25 protein-coding genes and 3 pseudogenes are annotated in these 24,370 nt (G+C 69.8%); 17 read left to right on the top strand and 11 right to left on the bottom strand.

Annotation, left to right across the window (positions count from 1 at the left end; genetic code table 11):
- Window positions 1-821 precede the first annotated feature (821 nt).
- The gene (locus ACWBNA_RS32720; RefSeq protein ID WP_482708126.1) at window positions 822-1,307 is read right to left on the bottom strand and encodes a J domain-containing protein; all 486 of its coding nucleotides are present in this window, start codon (window positions 1,305-1,307) and stop codon (window positions 822-824) included.
- Between the two features lie 181 nt (window positions 1,308-1,488).
- Between ACWBNA_RS32720 and ACWBNA_RS32715 the strand changes: the two genes are divergently transcribed.
- Together ACWBNA_RS32715 and ACWBNA_RS32710 are read left to right on the top strand one after the other, a co-directional pair.
- Window positions 1,489-1,911, top strand: a complete 423-nt coding sequence (locus ACWBNA_RS32715; RefSeq protein ID WP_482708125.1) for an Hsp20/alpha crystallin family protein — start codon at window positions 1,489-1,491, stop codon at window positions 1,909-1,911.
- A 457-nt stretch (window positions 1,912-2,368) separates the two neighbouring features.
- The gene (locus ACWBNA_RS32710; protein WP_482708124.1) at window positions 2,369-2,509 is read left to right on the top strand and encodes a hypothetical protein; all 141 of its coding nucleotides are present in this window, start codon (window positions 2,369-2,371) and stop codon (window positions 2,507-2,509) included.
- A 9-nt stretch (window positions 2,510-2,518) separates the two neighbouring features.
- Here ACWBNA_RS32710 and ACWBNA_RS32705 read toward each other — a convergent pair.
- The 3 genes and pseudogenes from ACWBNA_RS32705 to ACWBNA_RS32695 form a co-directional block, all read right to left on the bottom strand.
- Window positions 2,519-2,698: pseudogene (locus ACWBNA_RS32705) on the bottom strand (IS5/IS1182 family transposase); the annotation flags it as partial.
- 266 nt (window positions 2,699-2,964) lie between these two features.
- Complete coding sequence (locus ACWBNA_RS32700) at window positions 2,965-3,273, bottom strand: hypothetical protein (protein ID WP_482708123.1); 309 nt, start codon at window positions 3,271-3,273, stop codon at window positions 2,965-2,967.
- On the bottom strand, window positions 3,249-3,677 hold the full coding sequence (locus ACWBNA_RS32695; RefSeq protein ID WP_482708122.1) for an ABC transporter permease subunit: 429 nt from the start codon (window positions 3,675-3,677) through the stop codon (window positions 3,249-3,251). Before ACWBNA_RS32695 ends, ACWBNA_RS32700 begins: the two co-directional genes overlap by 25 nt.
- Before the next feature lie 32 nt (window positions 3,678-3,709).
- Here ACWBNA_RS32695 and ACWBNA_RS32690 point away from each other — a divergent pair, with 32 nt between their 5' ends.
- The 3 genes from ACWBNA_RS32690 to ACWBNA_RS32680 are packed head-to-tail and all read left to right on the top strand — an operon-like array spanning window position 3,710 to window position 7,340.
- The gene (locus tag ACWBNA_RS32690; protein WP_482708121.1) at window positions 3,710-5,056 is read left to right on the top strand and encodes a flavin-containing monooxygenase; all 1,347 of its coding nucleotides are present in this window, start codon (window positions 3,710-3,712) and stop codon (window positions 5,054-5,056) included.
- A complete protein-coding gene (locus ACWBNA_RS32685; protein ID WP_482708120.1) occupies window positions 5,053-5,931 on the top strand; it encodes an SDR family NAD(P)-dependent oxidoreductase in 879 nt (292 codons plus the stop codon). The genes ACWBNA_RS32690 and ACWBNA_RS32685 overlap by 4 nt, the downstream gene beginning before the upstream one ends.
- A complete protein-coding gene (locus ACWBNA_RS32680; protein ID WP_482708119.1) occupies window positions 5,928-7,340 on the top strand; it encodes an aldehyde dehydrogenase family protein in 1,413 nt (470 codons plus the stop codon). The genes ACWBNA_RS32685 and ACWBNA_RS32680 overlap by 4 nt, the downstream gene beginning before the upstream one ends.
- Window positions 7,341-7,348: 8 nt before the next feature.
- Here ACWBNA_RS32680 and ACWBNA_RS32675 read toward each other — a convergent pair whose 3' ends face one another.
- Window positions 7,349-8,422, bottom strand: coding sequence for an AraC family transcriptional regulator (locus ACWBNA_RS32675; RefSeq protein ID WP_482708118.1), 1,074 nt, complete (start codon window positions 8,420-8,422; stop codon window positions 7,349-7,351).
- Window positions 8,423-8,587: 165 nt separating this feature from the next.
- Between ACWBNA_RS32675 and ACWBNA_RS32670 the strand changes: the two genes are divergently transcribed.
- Window positions 8,588-9,823, top strand: coding sequence for an MFS transporter (locus tag ACWBNA_RS32670; protein WP_482708117.1), 1,236 nt, complete (start codon window positions 8,588-8,590; stop codon window positions 9,821-9,823).
- 80 nt (window positions 9,824-9,903) lie between these two features.
- On the opposite strand, the gene ACWBNA_RS32665 is transcribed toward ACWBNA_RS32670, so the two are convergent.
- Window positions 9,904-10,254, bottom strand: coding sequence for an RICIN domain-containing protein (locus tag ACWBNA_RS32665; protein WP_482708116.1), 351 nt, complete (start codon window positions 10,252-10,254; stop codon window positions 9,904-9,906).
- Between the two features lie 82 nt (window positions 10,255-10,336).
- On the opposite strand from ACWBNA_RS32665, the gene ACWBNA_RS32660 reads away from it, so the two are divergent.
- The 5 genes and pseudogenes from ACWBNA_RS32660 (at window position 10,337) to ACWBNA_RS32640 (ending at window position 14,852) form a co-directional block, all read left to right on the top strand.
- The gene (locus ACWBNA_RS32660; protein WP_482708115.1) at window positions 10,337-10,693 is read left to right on the top strand and encodes an RICIN domain-containing protein; all 357 of its coding nucleotides are present in this window, start codon (window positions 10,337-10,339) and stop codon (window positions 10,691-10,693) included.
- Window positions 10,681-10,836, top strand: coding sequence for an RICIN domain-containing protein (locus tag ACWBNA_RS32655; protein WP_482708114.1), 156 nt, complete (start codon window positions 10,681-10,683; stop codon window positions 10,834-10,836). Before ACWBNA_RS32660 ends, ACWBNA_RS32655 begins: the two co-directional genes overlap by 13 nt.
- A 314-nt stretch (window positions 10,837-11,150) precedes the next feature.
- Entirely contained in the window at window positions 11,151-13,199 is a 2,049-nt protein-coding gene (locus tag ACWBNA_RS32650; RefSeq protein ID WP_482708113.1) for an alpha-L-fucosidase, read from the top strand.
- Between the two features lie 171 nt (window positions 13,200-13,370).
- Window positions 13,371-13,637 (top strand): annotated as a pseudogene (locus tag ACWBNA_RS32645) (RICIN domain-containing protein); the annotation flags it as partial.
- 246 nt (window positions 13,638-13,883) lie between these two features.
- Window positions 13,884-14,852: an expansin EXLX1 family cellulose-binding protein gene (locus ACWBNA_RS32640; RefSeq protein WP_482708112.1), complete on the top strand. Its 969-nt coding sequence runs from the start codon at window positions 13,884-13,886 to the stop codon at window positions 14,850-14,852.
- Between the two features lie 61 nt (window positions 14,853-14,913).
- Here ACWBNA_RS32640 and ACWBNA_RS32635 read toward each other — a convergent pair whose 3' ends face one another.
- The 4 genes and pseudogenes from ACWBNA_RS32635 to ACWBNA_RS32620 all read right to left on the bottom strand — a co-directional run bounded on the left by ACWBNA_RS32635 (window position 14,914) and on the right by ACWBNA_RS32620 (window position 16,716).
- Window positions 14,914-15,048 (bottom strand): hypothetical protein, encoded by a 135-nt coding sequence (locus ACWBNA_RS32635; RefSeq protein WP_482708111.1) that lies wholly within the window; start codon window positions 15,046-15,048, stop codon window positions 14,914-14,916.
- On the bottom strand, window positions 15,027-15,212 hold the full coding sequence (locus ACWBNA_RS32630) for an RICIN domain-containing protein (protein WP_482708110.1): 186 nt from the start codon (window positions 15,210-15,212) through the stop codon (window positions 15,027-15,029). Before ACWBNA_RS32630 ends, ACWBNA_RS32635 begins: the two co-directional genes overlap by 22 nt.
- Before the next feature lie 9 nt (window positions 15,213-15,221).
- Window positions 15,222-16,135: pseudogene (locus ACWBNA_RS32625) on the bottom strand (TIGR01777 family oxidoreductase).
- Window positions 16,136-16,212: 77 nt separating this feature from the next.
- Window positions 16,213-16,716 carry a MarR family winged helix-turn-helix transcriptional regulator gene (locus tag ACWBNA_RS32620; protein ID WP_482708109.1) on the bottom strand — a complete coding sequence of 168 codons (504 nt, stop codon included), beginning with the start codon at window positions 16,714-16,716 and terminating at the stop codon, window positions 16,213-16,215.
- 130 nt (window positions 16,717-16,846) lie between these two features.
- Between ACWBNA_RS32620 and ACWBNA_RS32615 the strand changes: the two genes are divergently transcribed.
- Window positions 16,847-17,296 carry a DUF6069 family protein gene (locus tag ACWBNA_RS32615; protein ID WP_482708107.1) on the top strand — a complete coding sequence of 150 codons (450 nt, stop codon included), beginning with the start codon at window positions 16,847-16,849 and terminating at the stop codon, window positions 17,294-17,296.
- A 345-nt stretch (window positions 17,297-17,641) separates the two neighbouring features.
- Window positions 17,642-18,910, top strand: coding sequence for an MFS transporter (locus ACWBNA_RS32610; protein ID WP_482708106.1), 1,269 nt, complete (start codon window positions 17,642-17,644; stop codon window positions 18,908-18,910).
- A 56-nt stretch (window positions 18,911-18,966) separates the two neighbouring features.
- On the opposite strand, the gene ACWBNA_RS32605 is transcribed toward ACWBNA_RS32610, so the two are convergent.
- Window positions 18,967-19,956: a LysR family transcriptional regulator gene (locus ACWBNA_RS32605; RefSeq protein ID WP_482708105.1), complete on the bottom strand. Its 990-nt coding sequence runs from the start codon at window positions 19,954-19,956 to the stop codon at window positions 18,967-18,969.
- Between the two features lie 121 nt (window positions 19,957-20,077).
- Here ACWBNA_RS32605 and ACWBNA_RS32600 point away from each other — a divergent pair, with 121 nt between their 5' ends.
- The 4 genes from ACWBNA_RS32600 (at window position 20,078) to ACWBNA_RS32585 (ending at window position 24,363) form a co-directional block, all read left to right on the top strand.
- Window positions 20,078-21,088 carry a fumarylacetoacetate hydrolase family protein gene (locus ACWBNA_RS32600; protein WP_482708104.1) on the top strand — a complete coding sequence of 337 codons (1,011 nt, stop codon included), beginning with the start codon at window positions 20,078-20,080 and terminating at the stop codon, window positions 21,086-21,088.
- Window positions 21,085-22,041: a cyclase family protein gene (locus ACWBNA_RS32595; RefSeq protein WP_482708103.1), complete on the top strand. Its 957-nt coding sequence runs from the start codon at window positions 21,085-21,087 to the stop codon at window positions 22,039-22,041. The genes ACWBNA_RS32600 and ACWBNA_RS32595 overlap by 4 nt, the downstream gene beginning before the upstream one ends.
- A gap of 151 nt (window positions 22,042-22,192) precedes the next feature.
- Window positions 22,193-23,356 (top strand): FAD-dependent oxidoreductase, encoded by a 1,164-nt coding sequence (locus ACWBNA_RS32590; RefSeq protein WP_482708102.1) that lies wholly within the window; start codon window positions 22,193-22,195, stop codon window positions 23,354-23,356.
- Complete coding sequence (locus tag ACWBNA_RS32585; protein ID WP_482708101.1) at window positions 23,353-24,363, top strand: amidohydrolase family protein; 1,011 nt, start codon at window positions 23,353-23,355, stop codon at window positions 24,361-24,363. Before ACWBNA_RS32590 ends, ACWBNA_RS32585 begins: the two co-directional genes overlap by 4 nt.
- The last annotated feature ends 7 nt before the right edge of the window (window positions 24,364-24,370 follow it).

Raw genomic sequence — 24,370 nt, 5'->3', positions numbered from 1 at the left:
CCGTGCCCGGCTCGTGGGCCGTGTTGGCCTGGCCGCTCGGCTGGTGGGTGATGATTCAGCAGGCCATGCCATGGTGCGGACGAGGACGAGGACGAGGACGAGCCCGGTGCTCGGCTTGTGCAGGGTGAAGAGCCACCGGCTGCTTCGAGCACCGCGAGAGGGCGCAGTCCGAGGCTGTGTCGCTCGCGGGGCAGTGCACCCCGGCCGCCAGGGCGGTACTTGAGGCAGCGATGGATGCACGTCGCCTCGGTGTTGGCCTCCATCTTCCGCAGGCATTCCTCACCGACGCCGCAGTCGATTACCTCAGCGACACCGATTTCGACCATCTCGGCGACGACTGGGCAGAGGCGGCCTTCGCCGAACTCGCCCACCCCGTCCACGGCAAACAATCACCGCTGCGCCGGTCCGCCAGCCGCCCAAGACGCCGCCCACCTGGCACCCCGTCTCCGGCCTCGACGATTCCTTCGTTCGCAGGGCCGGTGTTCCGACTCGCCGACTACCTCGAGCAGCACGGACGTACCAATCGCCACCGCGTCTGTCCACGGGCATCCTTCTGGCACGCCGCGCACGCTCATCTCACCCACCCGACACCCTCAGCAGGCTCGCCATTGAAGCTGAGGCGCGGCAGCGCCTTCAGTGGGCCCACTGTCTTCGCCTCCGCGCGGCCGAGGCCGGAGCTTCTACGACCTGCACCGCCTGATGCTGATGCACGAGGCGGCGGACGCGCCCCCGCAACACAGCCCCGACGAAGGACTCGGGCGCTCCCCGGACGGCCTGACCGTCCCATGCGGGCGCCGGGGCGGCGCGGCCTCACACGGAGGTCAACGCAGCCGCGGGTCCTGCCGCAGCCACTGCAGGACCCGGGTGACCAGCCCTTGGTCATCCCATCCCGGCGGAAGTATCGCGATCCGGGGGCCGATGCGCGCCGACGCCGAGAAGAACAGCCCATCCGGACCACCCTGCGGGCTGGACGTCTCGCACCCTGTCCTGTTCCGGGCCGCGGGCCTCGCAGGCGAGGTCCGCGGCCTCCGGGTGACATGCACGGGTACCGGCCGACCAGTACCCGTCCGCTGCGCGGGGCCGGGCCGCCCGGCGTCGTATGCCGCGCGCTGTCCGGGGTCGCCCAGCGTGTCGTAGGCGGTGAGGACATCGGCGAGTCGATCGGCTGCCGCCGGATCAGCCGGCTGGGCGTCCGGGTGCAGGAGCCGCACCAGTCTGCGATAGGCGGAGGTGATTTCTCCGGCCGAGGCGGAACGGGGGACGCCGAGGACCGCATAGTGATCGCGCCGCGGTCGCTGCCCGGGCATCGTCCTCACCTCCACGGCCGCTTGACCTGCGCGAAATCCGAGAATCTCCCACCAAGAAGGCATATAACCTTACCCGCGTATTGTCAATATGACTGCTTTGGGGTATATGGGGTGGTGAGAGAGGTCCGTGGAAACGGCCGTCCCTGACGGCCCTGTCACTGTCCGAGGGGAGTGTGACCGAATGCTGCTGCGCACCGATCCCTTCCGTGATCTGGACCGCCTGGCCGAGCAGCTGCTGGGGACCGTGGCCCGGCCGGTGACCATGCCGATGGACGCCTACGAGCGCGAGGGCGCGTTCTGGGTCCACCTGGATCTTCCCGGTATCGACCCGGACGGCATCGATCTGAGTGTCGAGCAGAACGTGCTGACCGTGCGCGCCGAGCGCCTTGCGCCGGACGTTGCCCAGTCGCAGATGCTCGCGACAGAGCGGCCGTACGGTGTCTTCCGGCGGCAGCTGTTCCTCGGTGAGACCCTGGACGTCGAGCGCATCGAGGCCAGTTACGACGCCGGGGTGCTGACGGTCAAGATCCCGGTGGTTGAGGAGGCCAAGCCCCGCAAGATCGAGATCAGTCACACCGAGGAGAAGAAGGAACTCGCCGGCTGACGGCCAGGCGTCCTGGCCTGTGGCCCGACCGGAGACGGCCGGGCCACAGGCGTTCGCGTTGGGGCCGGCAAGCCGCGCAGCCAGGCACGACACGTTCGCTGTGTGTGCCCGTGTGTCGGTCAGCCGCCGAGCCGGGAGCGAAGACCCCGTCAGCCGAGTTCGGCGCCCTCACAGCTCTCGGACTGTGCCTTGCGGAAGAGTTCGACGATTTCAGTGTCGTTGTCCCGTTTGGTGTTCTGGATGTAGGTCTCCATGCGCAGGTCGACCTGCGGGAGCCGGAGACCAGAGGATCTTCTGATCCATCAGGATGATCATCCGGCACAGCAGAGGGCATGCGGCCGGACCCAACGGATGTGACGTGGCTCCTACACGCCCTCCTGCATACCTGCGGAGGATGGTGGTGCTCAGCCTGTCGTCTGGTCGGCCGGCCGGCTGGCGGGAAGGAAGAAGTCCGCCCATGTCTGAGCATGTGCACGTCCGCATCAACCGAGGGCTCGGAGTCACCGAGAACGGTGAGCTGCTCGTGGAGCACTCCTCCTGCCGCTGCGGAGCCACCTGGACCAAGACCTACCAGGTTTGCGAAGAGAATTCCGAGTAAGACCGTGTCCTACGCGGTGAGGCTGACAAGTCGTTTGCAGCAGCACAGTGCGGCGGCGAGGCCGAGAAAGGCCAGGTAGTTGCGGGGATCGGGCTCGTAGCGAGGGCTGAGCCGTCGGTAGCCGGACAGCCGCATCCTGCCGGCCGCGCCCGTGCTGCCCGCGCCGCTGCTGGTCGCCCGGACACCTACCGCGCCTGCCTCGACGGGCTGGACGGCCAGCTGGAGGCGATGGCCGCGCTGGCCTGCACGGTTGCCACGACCGTGCGCAGTCGGCGAGGCTCGGTAGAGACACGGCGATCGCCCCCACGTGGGCTGCCTCCGCGGCGCCCCCGGGGACGGCGATCGCCCTTTCACCGGCCGTGTTCACCTCAGACAGCTGTGGTGGCGTTGGCGAAGCCGATGCGGTCGTCACCGGGACGAGGAAGACGTATCCCTCACACAGCCCTCCGACGCTGTCATGCGTGCTCCAGAGTCCGGGCGCCGGCGTCGGAGCCGGTGTCCGCCGCGGTCGCAGGGGTCCGGCGGCGGGCGGCCGGGAGCCGTACCGCTCGGCAGATCAAGGACCAGGCTCCCCGCGGGGCGAAGCGCACGATCAGGATCAGCAGGACTCCTTCGATGACCAGGGAAAGAGTCTGTTGGTCCTGAAGGGAACGGGCCAGTCCGTAGTAGACGACTCCCACGCCGACGGCGGGTCCGAGTACCGTGCCGGCGCCGCCGACCACGGCCATGAGCACCGCGTTCAGGCTCCAGTTGACGCTTGCCACGCCGAACGGGAGATGACGACGAACTGGAAAGCGATCACCGCTCCGGCCAGGCCCGTGAATGCGCTGGTGGGGACGCGTGCGGCGAGTCGGTGCCGGTAGACGGACACACCGAGTCCCGCGGCGGCCGGCTCGTTGTCGCGTACGGCGGTGAGGCGCAGGCCGAAGGCGCTGTGCCGGACGTAGAGGGTGAGCGCCATGGACAGGGCGGCGACCACGACCGCGATCTGGTACAGGTTGCCGCCGCTCGGGATCCTCTCCGTGGGGAGGGTGAGGCCGCTGGCGCCTCCGGCCCGGTTCCACTGCCCGCGGATGGATGCCAGTGGTCGCGCGGCCGCTGAGGTCCGGTCCGTGGCCGCGCAGGTCAGTTCCCGCTGAACGGCGGGTGAATACGTTTCCTTCAACACCCGTGAAGCGGGATGAACGAGGAGGCAGGTCCGTGAAGGAAAGCCAGTTTGATACGTGCGTGATCGGGGCGGGACCTGCCGGGCTGGCGGTTGCCAGGGCCCTGGCGGAGCGGAATCTGCCGTACACGCACCTGGAGCGGCACACCGGGCCCGGCGGTATCTGGGACATCGACAATCCCGGCAGCCCGATGTACGAGTCGGCCCATTTCATTTCGAGCAGGACGTTGTCAGGGTTCGGCGGTTTTCCGATGCCCGACCACTTCGCGGACTACCCGCCGCACCGGCAGATCCTGTCGTACCTCACATCCTTCGCCGATGCCTACGGGCTGACCGACCGCATCGAGTTCGGCGTCGAGGCCGAAAGCGTCGAGAAGAACGCGGACGGCACCTGGACGGTCACCCGGGCCGACGGGCAGGAAAGCGTGCATGGGCAGGTCGTGGTGTGTACGGGCTCGCAGTGGCACCCCAACGTCCCCGAACTGCCGGGGGAGTTCAGCGGGGAGGTGCGGCACACCGTCGATTATCGCAGCGCGGAGGAGCTGCGGGGCAAGCGGGTCCTGGTCGTGGGCGCGGGGAACTCCGGCTGCGACATCGCGTGCGACGCGGCCCGGAGCGCGGACCACGCGGTGATCAGCATGCGGCGTGGGTACTGGTTCATCCCCAAGCACCTCTTCGGCCGGCCCGTGGACACCATCGCCAACAGCGGGCCGCACCTGCCGACGTGGCTGGCGCAGCGGGTCTTCGGTGCCCTCCTGCGGATCATCAACGGCGACCCGACGCGACTGGGGCTGCCGAAGCCCGACCACAAGCTGTTCGAGACCCACCCGGCCATCAACTCGATGCTGATCCACCACCTCCAGCACGGCGACATCACCGCCAGGCCCGGGATCACCCGCACCGAGGGCCGGACCGTGCACTTCACCGACGGCACCAGCGACGACTTCGATCTCGTGCTGCTGGCCACCGGCTACGTCCACAAAGTGCCGGTCGCGCAGCGGTACTTCGGCGACGAGCAGCACCCCGATCTGTACCTGTCGTCGTTCTCGCGCGAGCACGAGGGTCTGTTCGGCATCGGCTTCGTCGAGACCAACTCCGGTGCGTACCAGCTCTTCGACTCCCAGGCGCAGTTGATCGCCGGGTATCTCCACGACGTACGGCACCAGCGGCCGAACGCGGAGAGGTTCGCCCAGAGGATCCGTGCCGACCGGCCGGATCTGTCCGGCGGGCTGAAGTTCGTCGACTCGCCCCGCCACACCGGCTACGTCGACAGCGGGGCCTTCGTGAAGTACCTGGGCAAGGTCGCGGGGGAGATGGGCTGGCGCACCGAGGGCCGGCCACCGTCCGTGCGATCCCTTCGACCCGCGGAGGCGACGGCATGAGTGGGTTCGACTTCACCGACAAGGTCGTCCTGGTGACCGGCGGCGCGGGCGGCATCGGCAGCGCGCTGTGCCGCCGCTTCGCCTCCGGCGGCGCCCGCTGCGTCGTCGTCGACATCGACGGGGTCCGCGCCAAGAAGATCGCCGCGGAACTTCCGGGCACCGGCCACACGGGCATCGGCTGCGATCTGATGGACCGCGCCCAGGTGGAGCGGTTGTTCGACGTGGTCGCCGACGACCACGGTCGCCTCGACGTACTCGTCAACAACGTGGGCATGACCAGCGCGGAACGCTTCGACGTCCGCAGCGTCGAGAGCATCGAGCGGGAGATCACCCTCAACCTGACCTCACCGCTGGTCGCGACCCGGATCGCCATCCCTCTTCTCATGGCTTCCCTGGACGCCCGGGTGGTCACCACGGTCTCCCTCGGCGGGATCTTCCCGCTGGGCGAGACCCCGATCTACACGGCTTCCAAGTTCGGGCTGCGTGGCGCGATGCTGGCCATCGGGCTCGACCTGAGGAGCAAGGGCATTCTGGCCGGGTCGGTGCTGCCGTCGGCGACCGACACCCGGATGCTGCGTCAGGAAGCCGTGGACGGCGGGAACTCCATGCAGTTCCAGGACCCGCCCCAGCAGCCCGCCGACGTCGTCGCGGCCGTGGTGAGCCTGCTGGACAAGCCCCGACTGGAGGCCTACCCCCGGCCCGGTGAGTCCCGTCTGGTGCGGTTCGCGATGCTCATGCCGAACCTGCTGCCTCGGGTCTTCCCGCTGTTCCGCAAGCGCGGTGACCGCGGCATGGCCCGCTATCTGGAGGAACTCCGCCGACGCGGGCTGGCCCGCCGGACCGACGGGCGCTGGGAACTGGTGGAGGAAGCATGAGCACGAACGAGACGCTGCACGTCCTCAACCCCGCCACCGGTGAGCCGATCATCACCTTGCCCGCCGCGGGCGCCGACGACGTCGCCAAGGCCGCCGAGCAGGCCCGCCAGGTCCACGACGCCGGGGTGTGGTCGCGGCTGCCGGTCCGGGAGCGCGGCGCGGTGCTGCTGCGGCTGGCCAACCTCATGGAACGCGACGCGGAGATCCTCGCCCGGCTGGACAGCGAGGACGCGGGCAAGCCGATCACGGAGTGCCGTTCGGGCGACGTACCGGGCGCGATCGAGTCGATCCGCTGGTTCGCCGAGGCGGCCGACAAGGTCTTCGGCCGCATCGCACCGAGCGGGCCCGACGGTCTCGGTCTCATCAGCCGCGAACCGGTCGGGGTCGTCGCGGCGATCCTGCCGTGGAACTACCCGCTCGCCATGACCGCATGGAAGGTAGGACCGGCGCTGGCCGCCGGCAACTGTCTGCTGGTCAAGCCCGCCGAGGCGACCCCGCGCTCGGCCCTGCACCTGGCCGCACTCGCAGCCGAGGCCGGCCTGCCCGACGGGGTACTCACGGTACTGCCGGGGTACGGTCGGGAAGCCGGGGCGGCCCTCGCCCGTCACCCCCTCGTAGGGGCGCTCTCCTTCACCGGGTCCACCGCGACCGGCCGCCGCATCCTCAAGGACGCCGCCGAGAGCAACTTCAAGCGCGTCTCGCTGGAGATGGGGGGCAAGAGCCCCCAGGTGCTGATGGCCGACGCGCTCTCTTACGGCGACGAGCTCATCGACAACATGATCGAGGCCGCGTTCCTGACCATGGGGCAGAACTGCACGGCCGGCTCCCGGGTCCTGGTCCACCGCAGTATCGCCGAGGAGGTCCTGGAGCGGTTCACGGCAGCCGCGGGAGAGCTCGTCATCGGCGATCCGGCCGACCCGCGCACGCAGATGGGGCCGCTCATCAACCACGCCGCCTTCGACCGGGTAGCGGGAGCCGTGGAGTCCGCCCGGGCCGGCGGAGCCCAGATCCACACCGGGGGACTGCCTCACGGGCTGCCTGCGCGCGGCGCCTACCACCCGCCCACCGTGATCACCCGAGCCCCTGAGGGAAGCGACGTCCTCACCAAGGAGCTGTTCGGTCCCGTCGTCACCGTCCAGACCTTCACCTCCGAGGACGAGGCGGTACGTCTGGCCAACGCCACCGAGTACGGGCTCGCCGCGTCCGTATGGACCCGTGACCTCGACAGCGCGTTTCGGCTGGCACGCGGCATCGAGACCGGCGTGATCTCCGTGAACGCCTACAGCGAGGGCGACATCACCACCCCCTTCGGCGGCTGGAAGCAGTCCGGATTCGGGGGAGTGGAGAAGTCCACCAACGCCTTTGAGCAGTGGACCCGGGAGAAGACGATCTGGATCCGCACCCGCTGACCTCAGCCTCAAAGGCGATCCGTACGCATCCGCTCCCGCAGCTGGACCGGCGAGGTACCGTGCCAGCGGCGTACCGCGCGACGCAGCGCCCGTTCGTCGGAGAATCCCGCCTGGCGGGCGATGTCGCGCAGGGTCAGTTCCGGGCGGAGCAACAGCTGTTCGACGCGTTCGCGGCGCACTCCCTCGGCGAGTGCCTCGTACGTCGTGCCGCAGTCGGCCAGCCGACGGCGCAGCGTCCGCTCGCTCGTCGCATGCCGCCGCGCCTGCTCGCCGAACGAAGGCACCAACGGCAGGCCCTGCGCGACGGAGATCTCCAGCACCTCCAGCAGATCCTGCTGGTCACGGCGGGAAGCCATCTGCGCGTCGAGCGTCTCCAGCGTCGACGCGTAGCTCACCGGATCCCGGCCGGGCATCCGGATACGGGCCCACGCGGGGTCGATGACCATGCGGTTCGCGGGGGCGCCGAAGCGGACCGGACAACGGAACAGGGCGTCGTACAGGTCGCGTTGGCGCGGTGGCGGAAAAGAGAACTCCACTGCCCGCGGAGCGAAGGCCGGGTCGACGGCCAGCCGGGACAGCGTGACCACGGAGGCGAACGCCTCCTCACTCAGGAAGGACGCCACGGCCGGGTCCATGGCGGGATCGGGAAGATCGGCGCGCAGCACAAAGGCGTCGTCCTCCTCGCCCACACCGGCCGACCACACCACCATCGCCCCGGACAGGTTCTGATACTTCACCCCGGTCTCGATGGCGTGCCGCAGCGTGTCGTCGGCCATCAGGGCGAAGCCGAGCAGGCCCCACGCGGTCAGGTGCTGCGCCGCGCCGACCTTCAGCCCCAGGTGCTGGTCCCTGGTGAGCTCCAGCGCACGACGGATCACCGCGCTGCCCTGCCTGTACGACACCCGCAGCGCGGCGGAGCGCATGACCGTCTCGTCCAGTGCCATCTGCTTCAGCAGCGGCCGCAGATCGACACCGCGCTCGTCGGCGACCACGACGAGATAGCGCAGGATGTTCGGCTGGATCGTCGCCGACGTGCTGCGGCTGGTCCCGGGAGGGTCTGCCGGACCGGGGGCAAGGGACATCGCACTCACCTTCTGCTCGAACGATCACCCTAGAGGCATCGGCCGTCACCGGTCGCCAGGGCTGGCCCCCGAAGTCCCCTGTACGGCCCCCGGCGTCCTGAGCCTGCCTGCCGCGCCTGCATACGGTTTCGGTAACCCGCACGGAAATGAGGGCGCGACAGCGTGATGTCCTTCAATGCTCCAGCCCGGACAGCGGCCGGGCACCCGGTCTCCAGGTCCGGCGCCCGCAAGGGCGCGACCCTCGCGTTCGCCGCGCAAGGTGTCTCTGTTGCTGCCGTCTACACAACCGTCCCCGCTGTCACGGAACACCTGAGACTGGCTCCGCTCCTGACGACCACCCTGATGGTCGCGGTGGCGCTGATGGCGGGGGGCGGCAGCTTCCTGGGTCTGGCCGCGATCCGCCGTGCCGGTCCCCTCGCCACGATGCGCGGGGCCCTGCTGACGGCCGCCGCCGCGCTGGTGCTCATCGGGTGGGCCCCCGACGAGGCGACCGCCATCTGCGCGTACATCCTCTTCGGGCTCGCTGTCGGTGCCCTCGATGTCGGGGTCAACACCCAGGCAGCGGCGATCGAACGCGCCTACGGCCGCAGTATCTTCGGCTCCTTCTACACGGCATGGAGCGTGGGCGGTGTGGTCGCGGCCCTGCTCACTGCCGGGGCCGCCCGGCTGGAGTGGCCCGTAGCCGCCGGCCTGAGCGTTCAGGCCGGGATCGTGCTGCTCCTCGCCGTCTGTATGCGCACCAACACCCTGCCCGCCTCTTCCGCGCGGTCGTCGGACGCCGTCGCGCAGCCGCCGCTGGGGCGTCGCCTGTGGATCCGGCTCATCCCGTTCGGCCTGGTCCTCCTCGTCGTCTACGTCGTCGACTCCACCGTCTCGGCCTGGTCGGCCGTCTATCTACGCCAGACCCTCGCCGCGTCCCTCACGGTCGCGCCGCTGGCGTACGCGGCCTACCAGGCCGGCACGGTCGTCGGTCGCGCCGCCACCGATCGGCTCGTGCAACGGTTCGAAGCGGTCGCCGTCGTCCGCGGCGCGGCCCTGCTGGTCGCGGGCGCCCTGGCAGGCATGGCCGCCGCACCGAGCTGGCCGGTCGCCGTTCTCGCGGCCGGGACGGTGGGCCTGGGGGCGTCCGTCCTGGCTCCGCTGTGTCTGGCCTCCGCCGCGCGGCTGCGTCCCGCAGCCTCGGAAGCGGTCCTGGCGCGGCTGAACCTCTTCAACTACGTCGGTGTCATCACCGGTGGCGCAGTGGGCGGACTCCTCGGCTCCACCGGCCAGTTCCGTCTCGCCTATGCGGCGCCGGCCGCGCTGGCGGTCCTTCTCCTGGCAGCCGCCCGACACTTCACCCAGCAGCGTCCGGGCTTGGCCGTCGACGACGGAGGGACACGACGGTGCCGAACCGCATGACCCCCCGTTCCTGCCGTGTCCGTAGCCTCTTGCACTGCTCACGGCTTCAACGTGATGTCCCTGCACGGTATGGACGGTTGTCATGCCGCGGCGTCGCTGGAACTGCCGGTTGGCGCCGGTGCCGCAGGGCCACGGGATGAGGCGTGCGCCATTGGTGGTGGAGCGTCCGCCACGTCCAGGCACTTGCCGCTGTGCCGGGCGACGAGCCGGTAGTAGCCGCCTGACTGGTCCTGGAACTGCCACTGCCGGTTGGTGCCGGTGGTGCAGCGGTACCGGTTCACGAAGGCATCGTCGGCGGGGGAGCCGTTCGCGACGTCCAGGCACTTGCCGCTGCGCTGGGCGAGGACGCGGACGTAACCGTCGCCCGCGTCCCGCAGCGTGCTGACCGTGGCCACCTGGGCGGGGGAGCCGGTGGCAAGGAGGGCGGTCACGCTCAGGAGGGTGGTCAACACGCAGGTGAGGCGCGTCGGAGTGCAGGGCTCCGCCTTCCGCGCACAGGCACGCTACATACGGGTGACGGTCACTGGGCTCCCTGCCTCGGTATGGGCGTCCATCCGCAGCCTGGAGGTCTACGACCGGCCCTTCACCGCGGATCTGGGCACCTACCGGCTGGTGAACCGCAAGAGCGGCAAGGTCATGGACGTCAGCGACGCCTCCAGCACCGACGGCGCCGCCATCATCCAGTGGCCCTCGACCGGCGGCACCAACCAACAGTGGAAACCGCTGCCGAATGCCGACGGCTCCTACCGGCTGGTCAACGTCCGCAGCGGCAAACCCCTGGAGCCCGGACGGTTCCACCCAGGGCGCGGCCCTCCCAGTCGACCGACGACGGCGGCGACAACCAGGGGTGGAAGCTGGTGCCTTCCCTGACCAGCGGCTACTACCGGCTCGTCAATGTCCGCGACGGATGGTGCGCCGACATCAAGGACGCCTCCACCACGGACGGTGTCAAGGTCATCCAGTGGCCCACCACCGACGGGTCGAACCAGGACTGGAAGCTCATCGCTCTGTGACGGCCTTCCGGCGAAGGGCCCGTGCCACCGCGGCGTGGGTCCCTCGCCTTTGCCTGGTCAGCACTGAGAGATCCTATGTATGGGGAGGGTGTCTCGGTGTGACGGATCCTCAACGGCCTTTGTCGCCTCCGATAATCCCGCAAAGCGTCCCTTCTGCGGGGTATTTCTCGCTCACCTCTAGACACGGCCACCACCGGACTCATATAAATCCATCCGATGTCTCCTCGTGGCGCCACGCGGAGCGGAGTGCTCGGGCCGGCATTCCGCTCGTAACTCCCTGCCTTCCCTCCCCCTTGACTCATGGAGCCGCACCCATGTCCTCAGCTCCCCTCAGCAGGCGCTCTCTGATGAAGGCCGCCGCCCTTGCCGGAGGAGTGGCGGCCTTCGGGCTGCCGCAGGCCTTGTGGCCCTCCACCGCCGAGGCGTACACCGTCGCGTCGAAGATGGACTGGTGGTACCAGGCCCGGTTCGGGATGTTCATCCACTTCGGGTCGTACTCGCAGCTCGGCCAGGGCGAGTGGGCGTTCACCAACTCGCAGTGGAGCAAGGCGAACTACCAGACCCAGGTCACCCAGAACTTCAACCCCAGCCAGTTCAACGCCGCCCAGATCGCCGAGCTGGCCAAGAACGCCGGCATGAAGTACCTCGTGATCACCGCCAAGCACCACGAGGGCTACGCGATGTGGGACTCCAACGTCCCGGGCTTCAAGGACACCACCGGCACCAAGCTGTACAACCTGCACGACTTCGGCGGGGTCCAGACCGACCCGCTCATGAACCTCAAGAACGAGTGCGAGAGCCGTGGGATCAAGTTCTGCCTGTACTACTCGATCCTCGACTGGGACCACCCTTCCCAGACCGACCGCCACGACAACGGCCTTACGACTATGTCGTCGCAGGCCGCCCGCACCGCCTACATCGCCGACATGAAGGCGCAGCTTCAGGAACTGCTGGACCGCTACGACCCGGCACTGCTGTGGTTCGACGGCGACTGGTTCGGCGAACCTGCCACCCCCACCCTGGAAAACTGGTGGCTGACATCGGACGGCGTCGACCTCTACAACTGGCTCATGGCCCGCAAGCCCAACCTCATCGTCAACGAACGGGTCAAGCGGGACCACCGTCTCGGTGACTACGCGGTCGCGGAGTTCGGAATACCCGGCGAGCCGATGAGCCGACCGTGGGAGCGGTGCGCCACCATGAACGGCGCCTGGGGTTACAACGCGTCGCGAGAGAACTCCTACAGATCTCTCAAGGACATCGTCCAAGAGCTCGTCACCGTGGTCTCCCGGGACGGCAACCTCCTGTTGAACATCGGCCCCAAGGGCGATGGCTCGGTCACAGCGGGAACCCAGACCGTTCTGAACGGCCTGGCCTCATGGATGTCGACGCACAGCGACAGCATCCACGGCACCAGCGGCAGCCCGTTCGCCACCGAACCCTCGTGGGGGAAGCTCACCAAGAAGAACGGCAAGCTCTTCGCCCATGTCTTCACCTGGCCCACGAACGGCCAGCTGCGGATCCCGAGGATGGACAACACGATCAGCCGCGTCTATCTGTTGAACAACCCCTCGGTCTCGCTCTCGTACACCGTCACCGACCAGATCAACGTCACCGTGCCGACCACCGCCCCGAACGCCACCCTCCCCGTGGTGTGCGTCGAGGTCCAGGGCATGCCCACGAGGGTCTCGCCGTCGGTGTTCCAGAACGTCGACTACCAAGGCGCCCGCGGCGTTCTGCAGCTGGGCAGCTACAGCTCCTCCCAGCTGTCCGCCGCCGGTCTGGGGCCCGCCATGGCCTCCTCCATCCTGGTGCCCGACGGCTACCAGGTGACGGGCTACTCCGGCGACAACTTCACCGGCACCGCCTGGACGTTCACCTCGAACGCCGCCGACCTTCGGACGACCGGCAACAATGACACCATCGCCTCGCTGAAGGTGACGTTCAACCCGGCCACGTACTTCCGCCTGGGCAACGTCACGAGCGGCCTGGTCCTGGACAGCGGCGGCAGTTTCTCCAGCGGCTCGAACCTGAAGCAGTGGGAGATGGTGGACAACGCCAACGTCCAGTGGCAGGCGATCGAACTCGGGAACGGCTACTACCGGCTCGTCAATCGCACCAACGGCCTGGCCGCCGACGGCTGGGGCGCCACCGGCAACGGCGACCCGGCCCGCCAGGCCCCCTGGAACGGCGGCACCAACCAGCAGTGGCAGATCACCCACCGCGGTCAGAGCCGGTACTCGATCGCCAACCGCACCACGGGACTGGTCCTCGACGGCGGCGGCATGGTCGCCGAAGGGGCCGTGGTCAAGCAGTGGACGTGGCAGGACAGCACCAACCTGATGTGGACGTTCAAGGCTTGATCCAAGACCGGGTGATCAGGGGTACGCGCCCTGGTGACAAGGGGGTTCGCGAGCCCGTGTGTTGAGAAGTAGTAGGGGTGCGGAGCTCCCGTCGACAGGCAGTCCCCCGAGACGGCCTGACGACGGGAGCTCCGTTGCCTGCGTGGAGACTGAAGCAAGCGCCCGTACTACAAGCTGGTCTGCGTCCGCAGCGGCAAGGTCCTCGACGACAACAACAGCACCTCCGACAGCGGGGTGATGGTGCAGCGGACCGACAACGGCAGTCATCAGCAACAGTGGGCCGTCACCGCGCTCGGCAACGGCGCCTTCCGGCTCATCAACCGGCACAGCGGAAAGGCCCTGGACAACGCCAACAACACGGCGGACAACACCCAGGTCATCCAGTGGACCCCCAACGGCGGGGCCCCGCAGCAGTGGAACATGACCAAGATCGGCTGAGTGCCTCGCGGGTGGCGCGCCCTGGGCCCGCCACCCCCGGACCGCAATTTCCGCGCAGCACGACCGTGCTCCCGTCCAAGGGCTCTTGGGCGGCAGCACGTGGTCGTCGCAGGCTCCGTCTCCGGCGCTGCCGTCCGGCTGTTCCTGTCCCGGACCCGCCCCGAAACCAATCGAAAACGGCGGCAACCTTTTCGCCACCGGCGGCCACTGGGTAGTGCAAGCGACACGCTCTTCGAACGGATGGACATGCCAGAATCACGCCAGGCCGCGCGGCAGCGCAGGCACAGACGCCGGCTGATGGTGGGTACGACCACGGGGCTGGTTGTCACAGGTCTCCTTGTCTGCCTGGCCATCACGATGCGGCCGGACGGCAAGGAGGACGCCGCGCGGACCGCGGCCACGGCCGTCGCCAACGCCGAGGAGACGAGCTTGCCTTCGCCGCCCGGGAAGACGCCTTCCCCGTCCGCGGAGTCCGCTTCGCCCAAGGCCAAGAAGCCGAAGGCCAAGAAGTCGGAGTCCAAGAAGCCGACGGGCGCCGCGTCCCCGTCTCAGACGTCGTCAGGGGCCTCCGCGCAGAAGGTGCCCGGCACGTCGTCCCTGGCCGGGCGGATCCGAGGCAGCGTCACCTACCCGGGAGTCGCCACCGTCTACAAGGCCGGGGTCGGGGACGGCGCCTGCTCGTTCGGGCCGAGCAGCGACATGATGATCGCGGCGATGAACACCACCGACTACGAGACGTCCAAGGCCTGCGGGGCGTACATACTCGTGCGCGCGGCGAACGGCAACTCCGTCACGGTCCGGATCACCAACGAATGCCCGCTGCCGTGTGCGCCGGGCCAACTCGACCTCAGCGAACAGGCCTTCGCCAAACTGGCCCCGACCTCGACCGGCCGGATCGGCATCACCTGGAGCCTGGTGAGCCCAAGCTCGGTGGGCACGATCTCGATCCGCTACAAGAACGGATCCAGCCCCTACTGGTGCGGCATCCAGGCCATCGGGCACCGCAACCCGCTCGCCCGGCTGGAGGTCAGCACTGGCGGCGGCTGGCGCCAACTGACCCGCACGGACTACAACTACTTCCTCTCTCCCGACGGCACCGGATGCGGCAAGGCGATCAGGCTCACCGACATCTACGGGGAACGACTGACCGTCAACGGGATTGCCGTGCGGCCGGACGCCGTGCAGTCGACGGGGGTCCAGTTCGCCCGGCACTGACCCCGCCGTCGGCGCCGGGCTGCTCCGAACGTCGCGTTCGGAGCAGCCCGGCGCGGGGGTGTCAGGCCGGTTGCCCGAACTGGACGCCGTGGCCGTTGGTCAGGTACGTCGCTTCCGGGGCCAAGTACGACGTGGCGACGAGGGCAGGGATGCCGCCGCCCGTGAAGGGCAGCGTCAGGAGCGGACGATCCGCCATTGCTGCTGCGTCAGTGACGCGTACGGCTGCTGTTCGACGGCGGCCCCGTTGGCGGTGCTGCCTTCGTCGACGGCGAGAGCGATCCCGCTGTAGCGATTGACGAGGAAGTAGTGTCCGTCACCGGTGGGGGTGACGGCGCAGTGCTGCTGGGGGACGCTGTCCATCCCTACCTGTCAGCTCGCGCGGAGAACCGAGTGGAGTGCCGTGTCGATCGTGGGGTGGCTGAAGGCGAAGCCCGCCTTGTGCAGGATCGCCGGGACGGCGCGGCAACTGCCTGTGATGCCCGTGGCGAACTCACCGAGCGCCGCCCCGAGGGCGAAGGCAGGGACGGAGGCGATCGTGGGGCGATGTTTCGGGCGCGTCCCATCGCTCGCGTGATCTCGCGGTTCGTCAGTGGTTCGGGGGCTGTGAAGTTGACGGGGCCTGCGAGCGTCTCGTCGTCGATCGCGAAGCGCAGTGCCGCGATGTGGTCGGTCAGCGAGATGAACGGCCAGTACTGGTCACCGGAGCCGAGTCGGCCGCCGGGACCGAAGCGGAAGAGCGGGATGAGCCTGCCGAAGGCGCCGCCCGTGGCGGAGACCACCAGGCCGGTGCGGGGGTGCACCACCCGGATGCCCGCCTCCCGGGTAGTGTCCGCGGCGGCCTCCGAGTCGACGCATACGGCAGCCAGGAAGTCGTCCCCGGGCGGCGCGCTCTCCTCGATGGTCCTGTCGCCGGTGTCGCCGTAGTAACCGGTCGCGGACGCGGAGACAAGGACGCGGGGCGGGGTGGACGATTCGGCGCAGGCCCGCGCGATGGCCCGGGTTCCCAGTGTGCGGCCGCGGCGGATCTCCTTCTTGTACGCGGCGCTCCATCGCTTGTCTCCGACCCCGGCGTCGGCCAGGTGTACGACGGCGTCCACTGGGTCGAGCGCGCCGGGCTGGACGCGGCCACCGGCCGGATCGCATTGCGCCGCCTCGCTGCTGTCCTGCGCGGGGCGCGCCGACCGATCGCGGACGAGGCGAACGACCTGGTGGCCGTCGGTGAGGAGTGAGTGGGTGAGGGCGGATCCGATGAGTCCGGTGGACCCGGTGATCGCGACGCGCATGGCGTTCTCCCGAACGGGCTTGGGCAGGTGGCCTGGTGGCCATCCGGGATGGTTGTCGGACTTCGAGGCTCTCGGCGTCAGCGGCGATGCCACGGCAGGGCAGACGGGTAGGCGTCCTCCTCGCCGGCCTGCTTGAGGGAGGCGACCATGGTGGCGGTGATGGTGGCGAGCTGCTCCACCTGTTCGGGGCTGAGGGCGTCGAACACCACGCGGCGGACGGCGGTCACATGGCCGGGGGCGGCCTTGGTCATCAACTCCATGCCGGCTTCGGTGAGTTCGGCCAGCTGTCCGCGTCCGTCGGCCGGATCCTCCCGGCGCCGCACGTAGCCGGACTCCTCCAGGCGGATCACCGCGCGCGTGAGGCGGCTGCGGGTGAACTTCAACTGCTCGGCGAGCATGGACATCCCCAGGGTGCGGTCGGGCGCCCCGGACAGGCGGGCCAGGAGGCTGTAGTCCGCGTGCGTCACGGCCGCGTCGCGCCGCAACTGCTGATCGAGGTAGTCGTTCAGCAGCGTCGAGCAGTCGAGGAAGTTGATCCAGGCTCGCAGCTCTTCGGGAGTGAGCCATCGGGGGGATGTCATGGCGGCCACTCTAGCCAAGATGTTTGCCTGATCAAACATGTCGGGGTAGCGTCCCCAGTGTTTGAGAAATCAAACGTCTGCCTTTCTGGCGCTGCACCTGTCGTTCTTGAGCTCTCCGCAGGAGGTCCCCATGTCCGGTTCCGTCCCCGAAGCCGTACCGCCCGCCCCGCCCTCGCCGCGCTCCCGCGCCCTGACCATAGTCGCGGGGCTTCTCGCCGCGGCTGTCGTGGCCGTCCTCGGAAACGCGGTGGTCGCGGTGCTCGCCCATGCGGCGGGGGCGTCGGACGACTTCGCTCCGCTGCACCTGTCCGCGTACGCGCCGCTGACGGTGTTCGGCGTCGTCCTCGGCGCCATCGGCTGGGCGGTCGTCCGTCGCGTCTCCAAGAATCCGGCGGCGTTGCTGAGGTGGCTGGTGCCCGTGCTCGTGGTCGTGTCGTTCGTGCCCGATCTGTCCCTGCTCGGTGGCGGTACGCCCGGCAGTGGGCCGCTGGCCGTCGCTGCGCTGATGGTGATGCATGCGGTGGTCGCGGCCGTCGCCGTTGCCGCATATCGGCGCGTCCTGCCGCTGCCTGTCCGCTGACGCCCCTGGCGGGCGCGCGACCGTGCCGACTGCGGGCTCGGGTGCCGCGGGCGGTGTTCCGGGGTCCGGGGTGACCGAGTTCCGGGACACCGCTGTCCGCGCGCAGGAACGGCCGCGCACGTCTTCCGTTTGCTTGTCGGTTGCCCATCCCATCCACGGCGTGGATAGCCCGGATACGGGATTCGGATTGCGCTGGGGATGGCACCGGCGCCTCGGCGCCCCCATAGTCGTCGCTACCGCACGCCGCTGTCCGGATACCGCCGGCGTGCCAGCTACCCCGCATGCCGTGCGTCGTCGGCGCCCGTGAGGCATGCCCGCTCCCTTACACCGTCCCCTGGAGTCGCCATGCCCGGTTCCGTGCCCCCGCCGCCTCCCGCCGCGGTCGATACCCCCACTCCGTCAGCCGTCGCCGTCTCGGGCCCGGCCCACCTGCTGCGGGTGACCCTTCTGATGGCGGGCAGCTGCCTGCCGATCCTGGGGGCGGTGCTGATCGCCCCGGTGCTGCCGAAGATGCAGGACCACTTCGCCTCGGTCCCGGGGGCCAAGGCGCTGGTGCCCCTCGCGCTGACCGTTCCGGCGCTGGCACTGGCACTGCTGGCCCCGTTCGCCGGTGTGATCGTGGACCGGGTGGGCCGCAAGCGCCTGCTGGTCGTGGCGACCGTCTTGTACGCGCTGTTCGGCACGGCACCGCTGTGGCTGGACTCCCTGGGCGGCATCATCGCCAGCCGCGCCCTGGTCGGGGTCGCCGAGGCGGCGATCATGACCTGCTGCACGACCCTGATCGGCGACTACTACTCCGGTCACCGGCGGGTGAAGTACCTCGCCCTGCAGACCATGTGCGCCTCCGCGTCGGCCACCGTCTTCTTCGTGCTCGGCGGCGCCGCCGGATCGGCGGGCTGGCGTGTGCCGTTCTGGGTGTACGCCGTGAGCCTGGTGCTCGCCCCGCTGATGGCCATCGTGCTGCCCAACCCGGCGGCCCGCGTGGCCGGCGACGAGGCCGTGGCCGAGGCGGAGGCCCGCCGTTCGTTCCCCTTGCGGCAGTTGGCGGGCATCTGCGCCCTCACCTTCTTCGGGGCGATGGTCTTCTACACCGTCCCGGTGGAGATGTCGTACCTGCTCGACGACCTCGGGGTGGAGAACCCCGGCGTGATCGGTCTGGCCACCGCGATCGCCAGTGCCGCCACCGTGGGCGGAGCGATCACCTTCGCCCGGCTCAAGCGTTCTCCCGATCCGATGCTGCCCGCCGTTCTCGCGGTCTGCGCGGTCGGCTTCGGGGTGATGTTCCTCGCGGACAGCGCACCGCTGCTGGTCATCGGTGCGGTGGTCAACTGTGTGGGCACCGGCATGCTGCTGCCGGCCCTCCTGACCAGTGCGATGTCCCGTCTGGCGTTCGAGGACCGCGGGCGCGGTACGGGGCTGTGGCTGGCGGCCTTCTTCGGCGGCGAGTTCGTCTGCCCGCTGGTGCTGCTCGCCGGGGAGTCGGCGGTCGGCAGTCTCGCGGGCGCGGTGGGCGTGCTGGGGCTGGCCGCCGCCCTCGTCGCGGCGGGGCTGTGGACGGCCCGCCGCCGCGCGGGCGCCGTCGATCCCCGGCCGCTGCCGGAGCAGTTGGCCTGAGGGTGCGCGGGCCGACCGCCGAGGACGCGTCACGCACGGGCTGCCGCCGGACCGGATCAGAGCCGACCCTGCGGCAGCCCGGCGCCCTGTTCGGCGGAGACGGCCTTTCCCGGGCCGTTGCCGTTGCCGCTGCTGTGGCCGTTGCCCGTCAGCGTCGAACCGACCTCCGCGGCCTTCTGCCGCAGCCAGATGTGGGCCGCGTCCTGGGCGTGCACCGGGTGCCACCACATCGCCTCCCGCACCGGTACCGCCTCGAAGGGGCAGGGCAGGACGCGCACCGCGGCGGAGCGGACCGCCTTGCGCGCGAGGCGTTCCTGGATCATCGCGACCCGGCGGGTGCCCTCGACCATGTGGGGCAGCAGCTGGAAGGTCTGCACGGACACCTCCACCCGGGGACTGATCCCGATCATGCTGAGCTGGCGGGCCGCCGGGGCGTCGTAGGGACGCTGGTAGACGGCCCAGGGCAGGCGCCCCAGCTGGTCCAGGGTGATGTCGTCACCGACCTCGGGGTGATCGTCGGCGACCAGGCACAGCCAGCGATCCTGGTGGAGGTCGACGGCGGGGAAGCCGTCGATCACGCCGTGCGGCATCAGCAGTCCGTCGACGGTGCTCAGCACGGTGGTGGTGTTCTCCACGACGGACGGTGCCGGGTGCTGGAAGGTGAGCCGGATGCCGGGCGCCTCCTCGTGCAGGGCGCGGGAAAGTGCCGCACCGAACACGGCCGCCCCGTAGTCGGAGGCGAGCAGGGTGAACTCGCGGGTCTCCGCGGCCGGCTCGAAGTCCGCCTGGCTGGAGAAGACCCGCTCCAGCAGGTCGCACGCGGTGGCGCTGCGGTCGCGCAGGGCGGTGCCGAGCGGGGTCAGTTCGTAGGCGTTGCCGGTCCGGGCGAGCAGTTCGTCGTCGAAATGGCGGCGCAGCCGGGACAGCGCCGCGCTCATCGCGGGCTGGCTCAGCCCGACGCGTTCGCCGGCCCGGGTCACGTTGCGTTCCTCCAGCAGCGCGCGCAGGGCGAGGACCAGGTTGAGGTCCAGTCGGGACAGGTTCACAGGGCAACCACCTAGCGAGCGAGAACCATCCATGCCATGGATTCGGCACATCCACAGGATTGATTTCCGTGATCGGTCGATCGAGGTCAGAGTAGACCGCAACCCAGCAGGAGGAAATCTGATGGCAACGCTCGCGCAACCCGCCGGCCCGGCACCTGCTGGCCCGGCACCCGTCGGCCCGTTCGCGCTCGGCACGTTCTCCGCTCAGGACGGGGAGCCGTTTCCCGGCCTCCTGGCCAAAGACCAGGTACTCGATCTACGCAGCGCCCTGGAATGGGCGCCGTCGGATCTGCGCGCCGTGGTGGAGCGGTGGGAGATGACCCTCCCCCTCCTGCGCGCCCTGGCGGACGACGACACCCTCGACCGGCGTCCGCTGGAGGGCCTGCGGGTGCACGCCCCCATCGAGCCGCGGCAGATCTTCCAGTCCGGCGCCAACTACCGGCAGCACGTGATCGACCTGGAGGTCGCCCACCGCGCCGCCGACGACCCGCGCACCGTCGAGGAGGCACGCGCGGAGATCGCCGCGATCATGGACCGGAGGGCCGCCGAGGACCTGCCGTACGTCTTCATCGGCCTGCCCGGCGCCATCACGGGCCCCTACGACGACGTCACGCTGCCGGCCTGGGCCGAACAGCCGGACTGGGAACTGGAGTTGGCGGCTGTCATCGCCAAGCCGGCCCACCGGATCTCCGTCGAGGAGGCCCTGGAGTACGTCGCCGGGTACACGATCGCCAACGACCTCACCGACCGCGCCACCGTCTTCCGCCGGGACATGAAGGCCATCGGCACCGACTGGCTGCGCAGCAAGAACGCCCCCGGCTTCACCCCGCTCGGCCCGTGGCTCGTCCCGGCCGAGTCGATCGCGGACCCCGGTGACCTGCGGGTCACGCTGAAGCTGAACGGCCAGACGATGCAGGACGAGTCCACCAAGGACATGCTCTTCGGGGTCGCGCGGCTGGTGTCGTACGCCTCACAGAGCGCTCAACTCCTGCCCGGTGACCTGGTGTTGACTGGAAGTCCGGCCGGCAACGGCATCCACTGGGGACGGCTGCTGCGCGACGGCGACGTCATGGAGGGGTCCATCACCGGTCTGGGCGTCCAGCGCACCCGGTGCGTCGGGGACGCTTCGTGAACCGCCACGACCCCGAGGGCGCGATCGCCGAGGCCGCCAAGTCGTACTCCAACTGGGGGCGTTGGGGCGAGGACGATGTACTCGGCACCCTGAACCTCCTCGACGAGGCCAAGCGCCGGGAAGGTGCCGCGCTCGTCCGGCGCGGCGTCAGCTTCTCGCTCTCGCAGTCCTTCGACATGAACGGCCCGCAAAAGGGCTGGCGCCGGCGCACCAACCCGGTGCACACCATGCTTGACACCGGCACCGACGCGGCCCTCGGCAACCAGGGCTTCCCGCATGGCATCGGCGGCGCCGACGACGTGATCGCGATGCCGCTGCAGTGCTCGACCCAGTGGGACGGGCTCGGCCACATCTTCGACCACGGCAAGGCGTGGAACGGACGAGACGCCGAGAAGGTCGTCACCTGCGAGGGTGACCTCGTCACCGGCATCGAGCACATGGCGCCGTACGTCGCGGGACGCGGCGTGCTGCTCGACGTCGGCCTGGTCGTCGGCACGGACGGCGAGCTGCCCGACGGATTCGCCATCACCGAGGAGCACCTCGAACGGACCGCCGAAGCGCACGGTGTCACGGTCGGCCGCGGAGACCTCGTCCTCGTCCGTACCGGACGGCTCGCCCGCGCCCGGCGGGACGGCTGGGGCGAGTACGCGGGCGGCCCCGCGCCCGGACTGTCGTTCACCACCGCCGGATGGCTGCACGGCAGCGAGATCGCCGCGATCGCCACCGACACCTGGGGCTTCGAGGTCCGCCCCAACGAGTTCGACAACGCCTTCCAGCCGCTGCACCAGGTCGTCATCCCCAACATGGGCCTGCTCATCGGCGAGATGTGGGACCTCGACGCGCTGGCCGCGGACTGCGCCGAGGACGGCGTGTACGAGTTCTGGCTCACCGCCGCACCCCTCCCCATCACCGGAGCGGTCGGCTCCCCGGTCAACCCCATCGCCGTCAAGTAACCCGCACGACTGCCGGATGCGCCGTTCCCCGGACAGCAACGGCGCATCCGGCCCGCACCCCCGTCCCCATCTCTGGCCCGTGCTCCCAGCGGGCGAGCCGCAGTCCCCGCCGCCCGAAGTCGCGCGGCCCAACCCCGGAGGAATCCCCGACATGGCTGACAGCCGCACTCTCCCCCAGCCTCCGCCCGGGGGCACACCCACCGTCCTGGTCATCGGCGGGGGCGCCTCAGGCAACGCCGTCACCATCCTGCTGCGCAGGGCCGGCATCGCGGTCGACCTGATCGAGGCCAAGCCCGACTGGAACGCCACCACCGGCTCCGGCATCACCCTCCAGGGCAACGCCCTGCGGGTCCTGCGCGAACTGGGCGTGTGGAAACAGGTGGAAGCCTCCGGATACGCCTTCGGCTCGCTGGGCGTGACGGCCCCCGACGGCACCGTCATCTTCGTCGCCGAGGACATCCAGACCGGCGGGGAGGACCTGCCCGCCACCCTCGGCATGCAGCGCCCCCAGCTGCAGCAACTCCTCATCGACACGGTCCGCGCCTCCGGTGCCGACGTCCGCCTCGGCACCACCGCCGAATCGCTGGAGCAGGACGCCGACGGCGTCTCGGTGCGCTTCAGCGACGGCAGCGAGGGCCGCTACGACCTGGTGATCGGTGCCGACGGTCTCAACTCAGCCACCCGCGCCGCGATCGGCATCACGGACAAACCCGAGCCGACCGGCATGGCTATCTGGCGCATCGCCGCCCCGCGGCCCGAGAGGGTGACGCGCACCGACCTCGCCTACGGCGGCCCCGCCTACATCGCCGGCTACTGCCCAACCAGCGAGAACACCATCTACGCGTACGTCGTCGAAGGGTGCCGCGACCGCGCCTCCATCGACCCGGCCACCTACGCCGACGAGATGCGCCGCCTGGCGCAGAGCTACGGCGGGGTCTGGCCGGAGATCACCGAGCACATCACCGACCCGAAGAAGGTCAACTACACCAGATTCGACCACCTGCTGATCGAGGACTCCTGGCACCGGGGCCGGGTCGTGCTCATCGGCGACGCCGCCCACTGCTGCCCGCCCACCATGGCCCAGGGCGCGGCGATGTCCCTGGAGGACGCCCTCGTCCTCGCCGAGTTGCTCACCAGCGGACGGGACTGGGACGGCGAGCTGCTCCAGGCCTACTACGACCGCCGCATTCCCCGGGTGCGCACCGTCGTTGCGGCGTCCGTGCAGATCGGTCAGTGGCAGCTGGACGGCGTGCACGACGCCGACATGGCCGGGTTGGTCGGCAGCACCATGAACCGCCTCAAGGAGCTCCCGTGACCGCCACCGCATCCTCCGCGCCGACCATCGACGTCCATGCCCACCTCCTGCTGCCGGAGGTCGAGGAGGCCGTCGCCGGTCATCCCGGCCTCGTCGAGGCCCGCGCCCTCGACGCCCGCCGCAATGGCCCGGCGGCCCTGGCCGTGAGCGGTCCGATGGTCGGTGCGCGCGTGCCGAAGCTGACGGACGCCGCGGTGCGCCTGGCGGCCATGGACGCGCAGGGCGTGGACATACAGCTGGTGAGCCCCTCGCCGTCCCACTATCACTACTGGGCGGAGCTCCAACTGGCCGAGAAGATATGCCGGCTGGCCAACGAGGGCACCGCCGCACACTGTGCGAAAGCTCCCGACCGCCTGCACGGCCTGGGCCTGGTCCCGCTCCAGCATCCCGACCTCGCGGTCGGCCTGCTCGACCACGCCCTGGACCAGGGGCTGAGGGGTGTGGAGATCTCCTCGCACGCGCCCGGCCACGAGCTGTCAGATCCGGCGTACGAACCCCTCTGGTCCCGTGCGGAGGAGACGGGCGCCCTCCTCTTCCTGCACCCGTTCGGCTGCACCCTCGACGAGCGCCTGGACCAGTGGTACCTGTCCAACATGGTCGGCCAGCCCACCGAGAACGCCGTCGCCCTCTCCCACCTGATCTTCTCCGGCGTCCTGGACCGCCATCCGGGGCTGAAGCTGATCGCGGCGCACGGCGGCGGCTACCTTCCTACCCACATCGGCCGCTCCGACCACGCCTGGCGAGTCCGCCCCGACGCCCAGGGCTGCGAGCGCGAACCGAGCAGCTATCTGAAGCAGCTGTACTACGACTCCCTCGTCCATGGCCCGCACGTACTGCGGGAGTTGATCCGGACCGTCGGCGCCGACCGGATCCTGCTCGGCTCCGACTTTCCCTTCGACATGGGCACGGACGACCCGCTCGGCGCACTGCGCGCCGCCGACCTGCCCGACCACGACTTCCACTCCGTCCGCGGCGGAAACGCTGCCTCCCTGCTCAACCTCGCCTGAGAAGGAT

The sequence above is a fragment of the Streptomyces sp. Q2 genome (genome assembly GCF_056820935.1).
The sequence above is the reverse complement of the archived record's forward strand: the minus strand, read 5'-3'. Positions and strand labels throughout refer to the sequence as shown.

Excerpts from the sequence above, each read along its gene's own strand:
- ACWBNA_RS32675 (WP_482708118.1), bottom strand. The coding sequence starts at position 8,422 with ATGTCCCTTGCCCCCGGTCCGGCAGACCCTCCCGGGACCAGCCGCAGC.
- ACWBNA_RS32600 (WP_482708104.1), top strand. The coding sequence starts at position 20,078 with ATGGCAACGCTCGCGCAACCCGCCGGCCCGGCACCTGCTGGCCCGGCA.
- ACWBNA_RS32720 (WP_482708126.1), bottom strand. The coding sequence starts at position 1,307 with ATGCCCGGGCAGCGACCGCGGCGCGATCACTATGCGGTCCTCGGCGTC.
- ACWBNA_RS32620 (WP_482708109.1), bottom strand. The coding sequence starts at position 16,716 with ATGACATCCCCCCGATGGCTCACTCCCGAAGAGCTGCGAGCCTGGATC.
- ACWBNA_RS32670 (WP_482708117.1), top strand. The coding sequence starts at position 8,588 with ATGTCCTTCAATGCTCCAGCCCGGACAGCGGCCGGGCACCCGGTCTCC.
- ACWBNA_RS32615 (WP_482708107.1), top strand. The coding sequence starts at position 16,847 with ATGTCCGGTTCCGTCCCCGAAGCCGTACCGCCCGCCCCGCCCTCGCCG.
- ACWBNA_RS32590 (WP_482708102.1), top strand. The coding sequence starts at position 22,193 with ATGGCTGACAGCCGCACTCTCCCCCAGCCTCCGCCCGGGGGCACACCC.
- ACWBNA_RS32630 (WP_482708110.1), bottom strand. The coding sequence starts at position 15,212 with ATGGACAGCGTCCCCCAGCAGCACTGCGCCGTCACCCCCACCGGTGAC.
- ACWBNA_RS32680 (WP_482708119.1), top strand. The coding sequence starts at position 5,928 with ATGAGCACGAACGAGACGCTGCACGTCCTCAACCCCGCCACCGGTGAG.
- ACWBNA_RS32640 (WP_482708112.1), top strand. The coding sequence starts at position 13,884 with ATGCCAGAATCACGCCAGGCCGCGCGGCAGCGCAGGCACAGACGCCGG.
- ACWBNA_RS32610 (WP_482708106.1), top strand. The coding sequence starts at position 17,642 with ATGCCCGGTTCCGTGCCCCCGCCGCCTCCCGCCGCGGTCGATACCCCC.
- ACWBNA_RS32685 (WP_482708120.1), top strand. The coding sequence starts at position 5,053 with ATGAGTGGGTTCGACTTCACCGACAAGGTCGTCCTGGTGACCGGCGGC.
- ACWBNA_RS32715 (WP_482708125.1), top strand. The coding sequence starts at position 1,489 with ATGCTGCTGCGCACCGATCCCTTCCGTGATCTGGACCGCCTGGCCGAG.
- ACWBNA_RS32710 (WP_482708124.1), top strand. The coding sequence starts at position 2,369 with ATGTCTGAGCATGTGCACGTCCGCATCAACCGAGGGCTCGGAGTCACC.
- ACWBNA_RS32635 (WP_482708111.1), bottom strand. The coding sequence starts at position 15,048 with ATGGCGGATCGTCCGCTCCTGACGCTGCCCTTCACGGGCGGCGGCATC.
- ACWBNA_RS32650 (WP_482708113.1), top strand. The coding sequence starts at position 11,151 with ATGTCCTCAGCTCCCCTCAGCAGGCGCTCTCTGATGAAGGCCGCCGCC.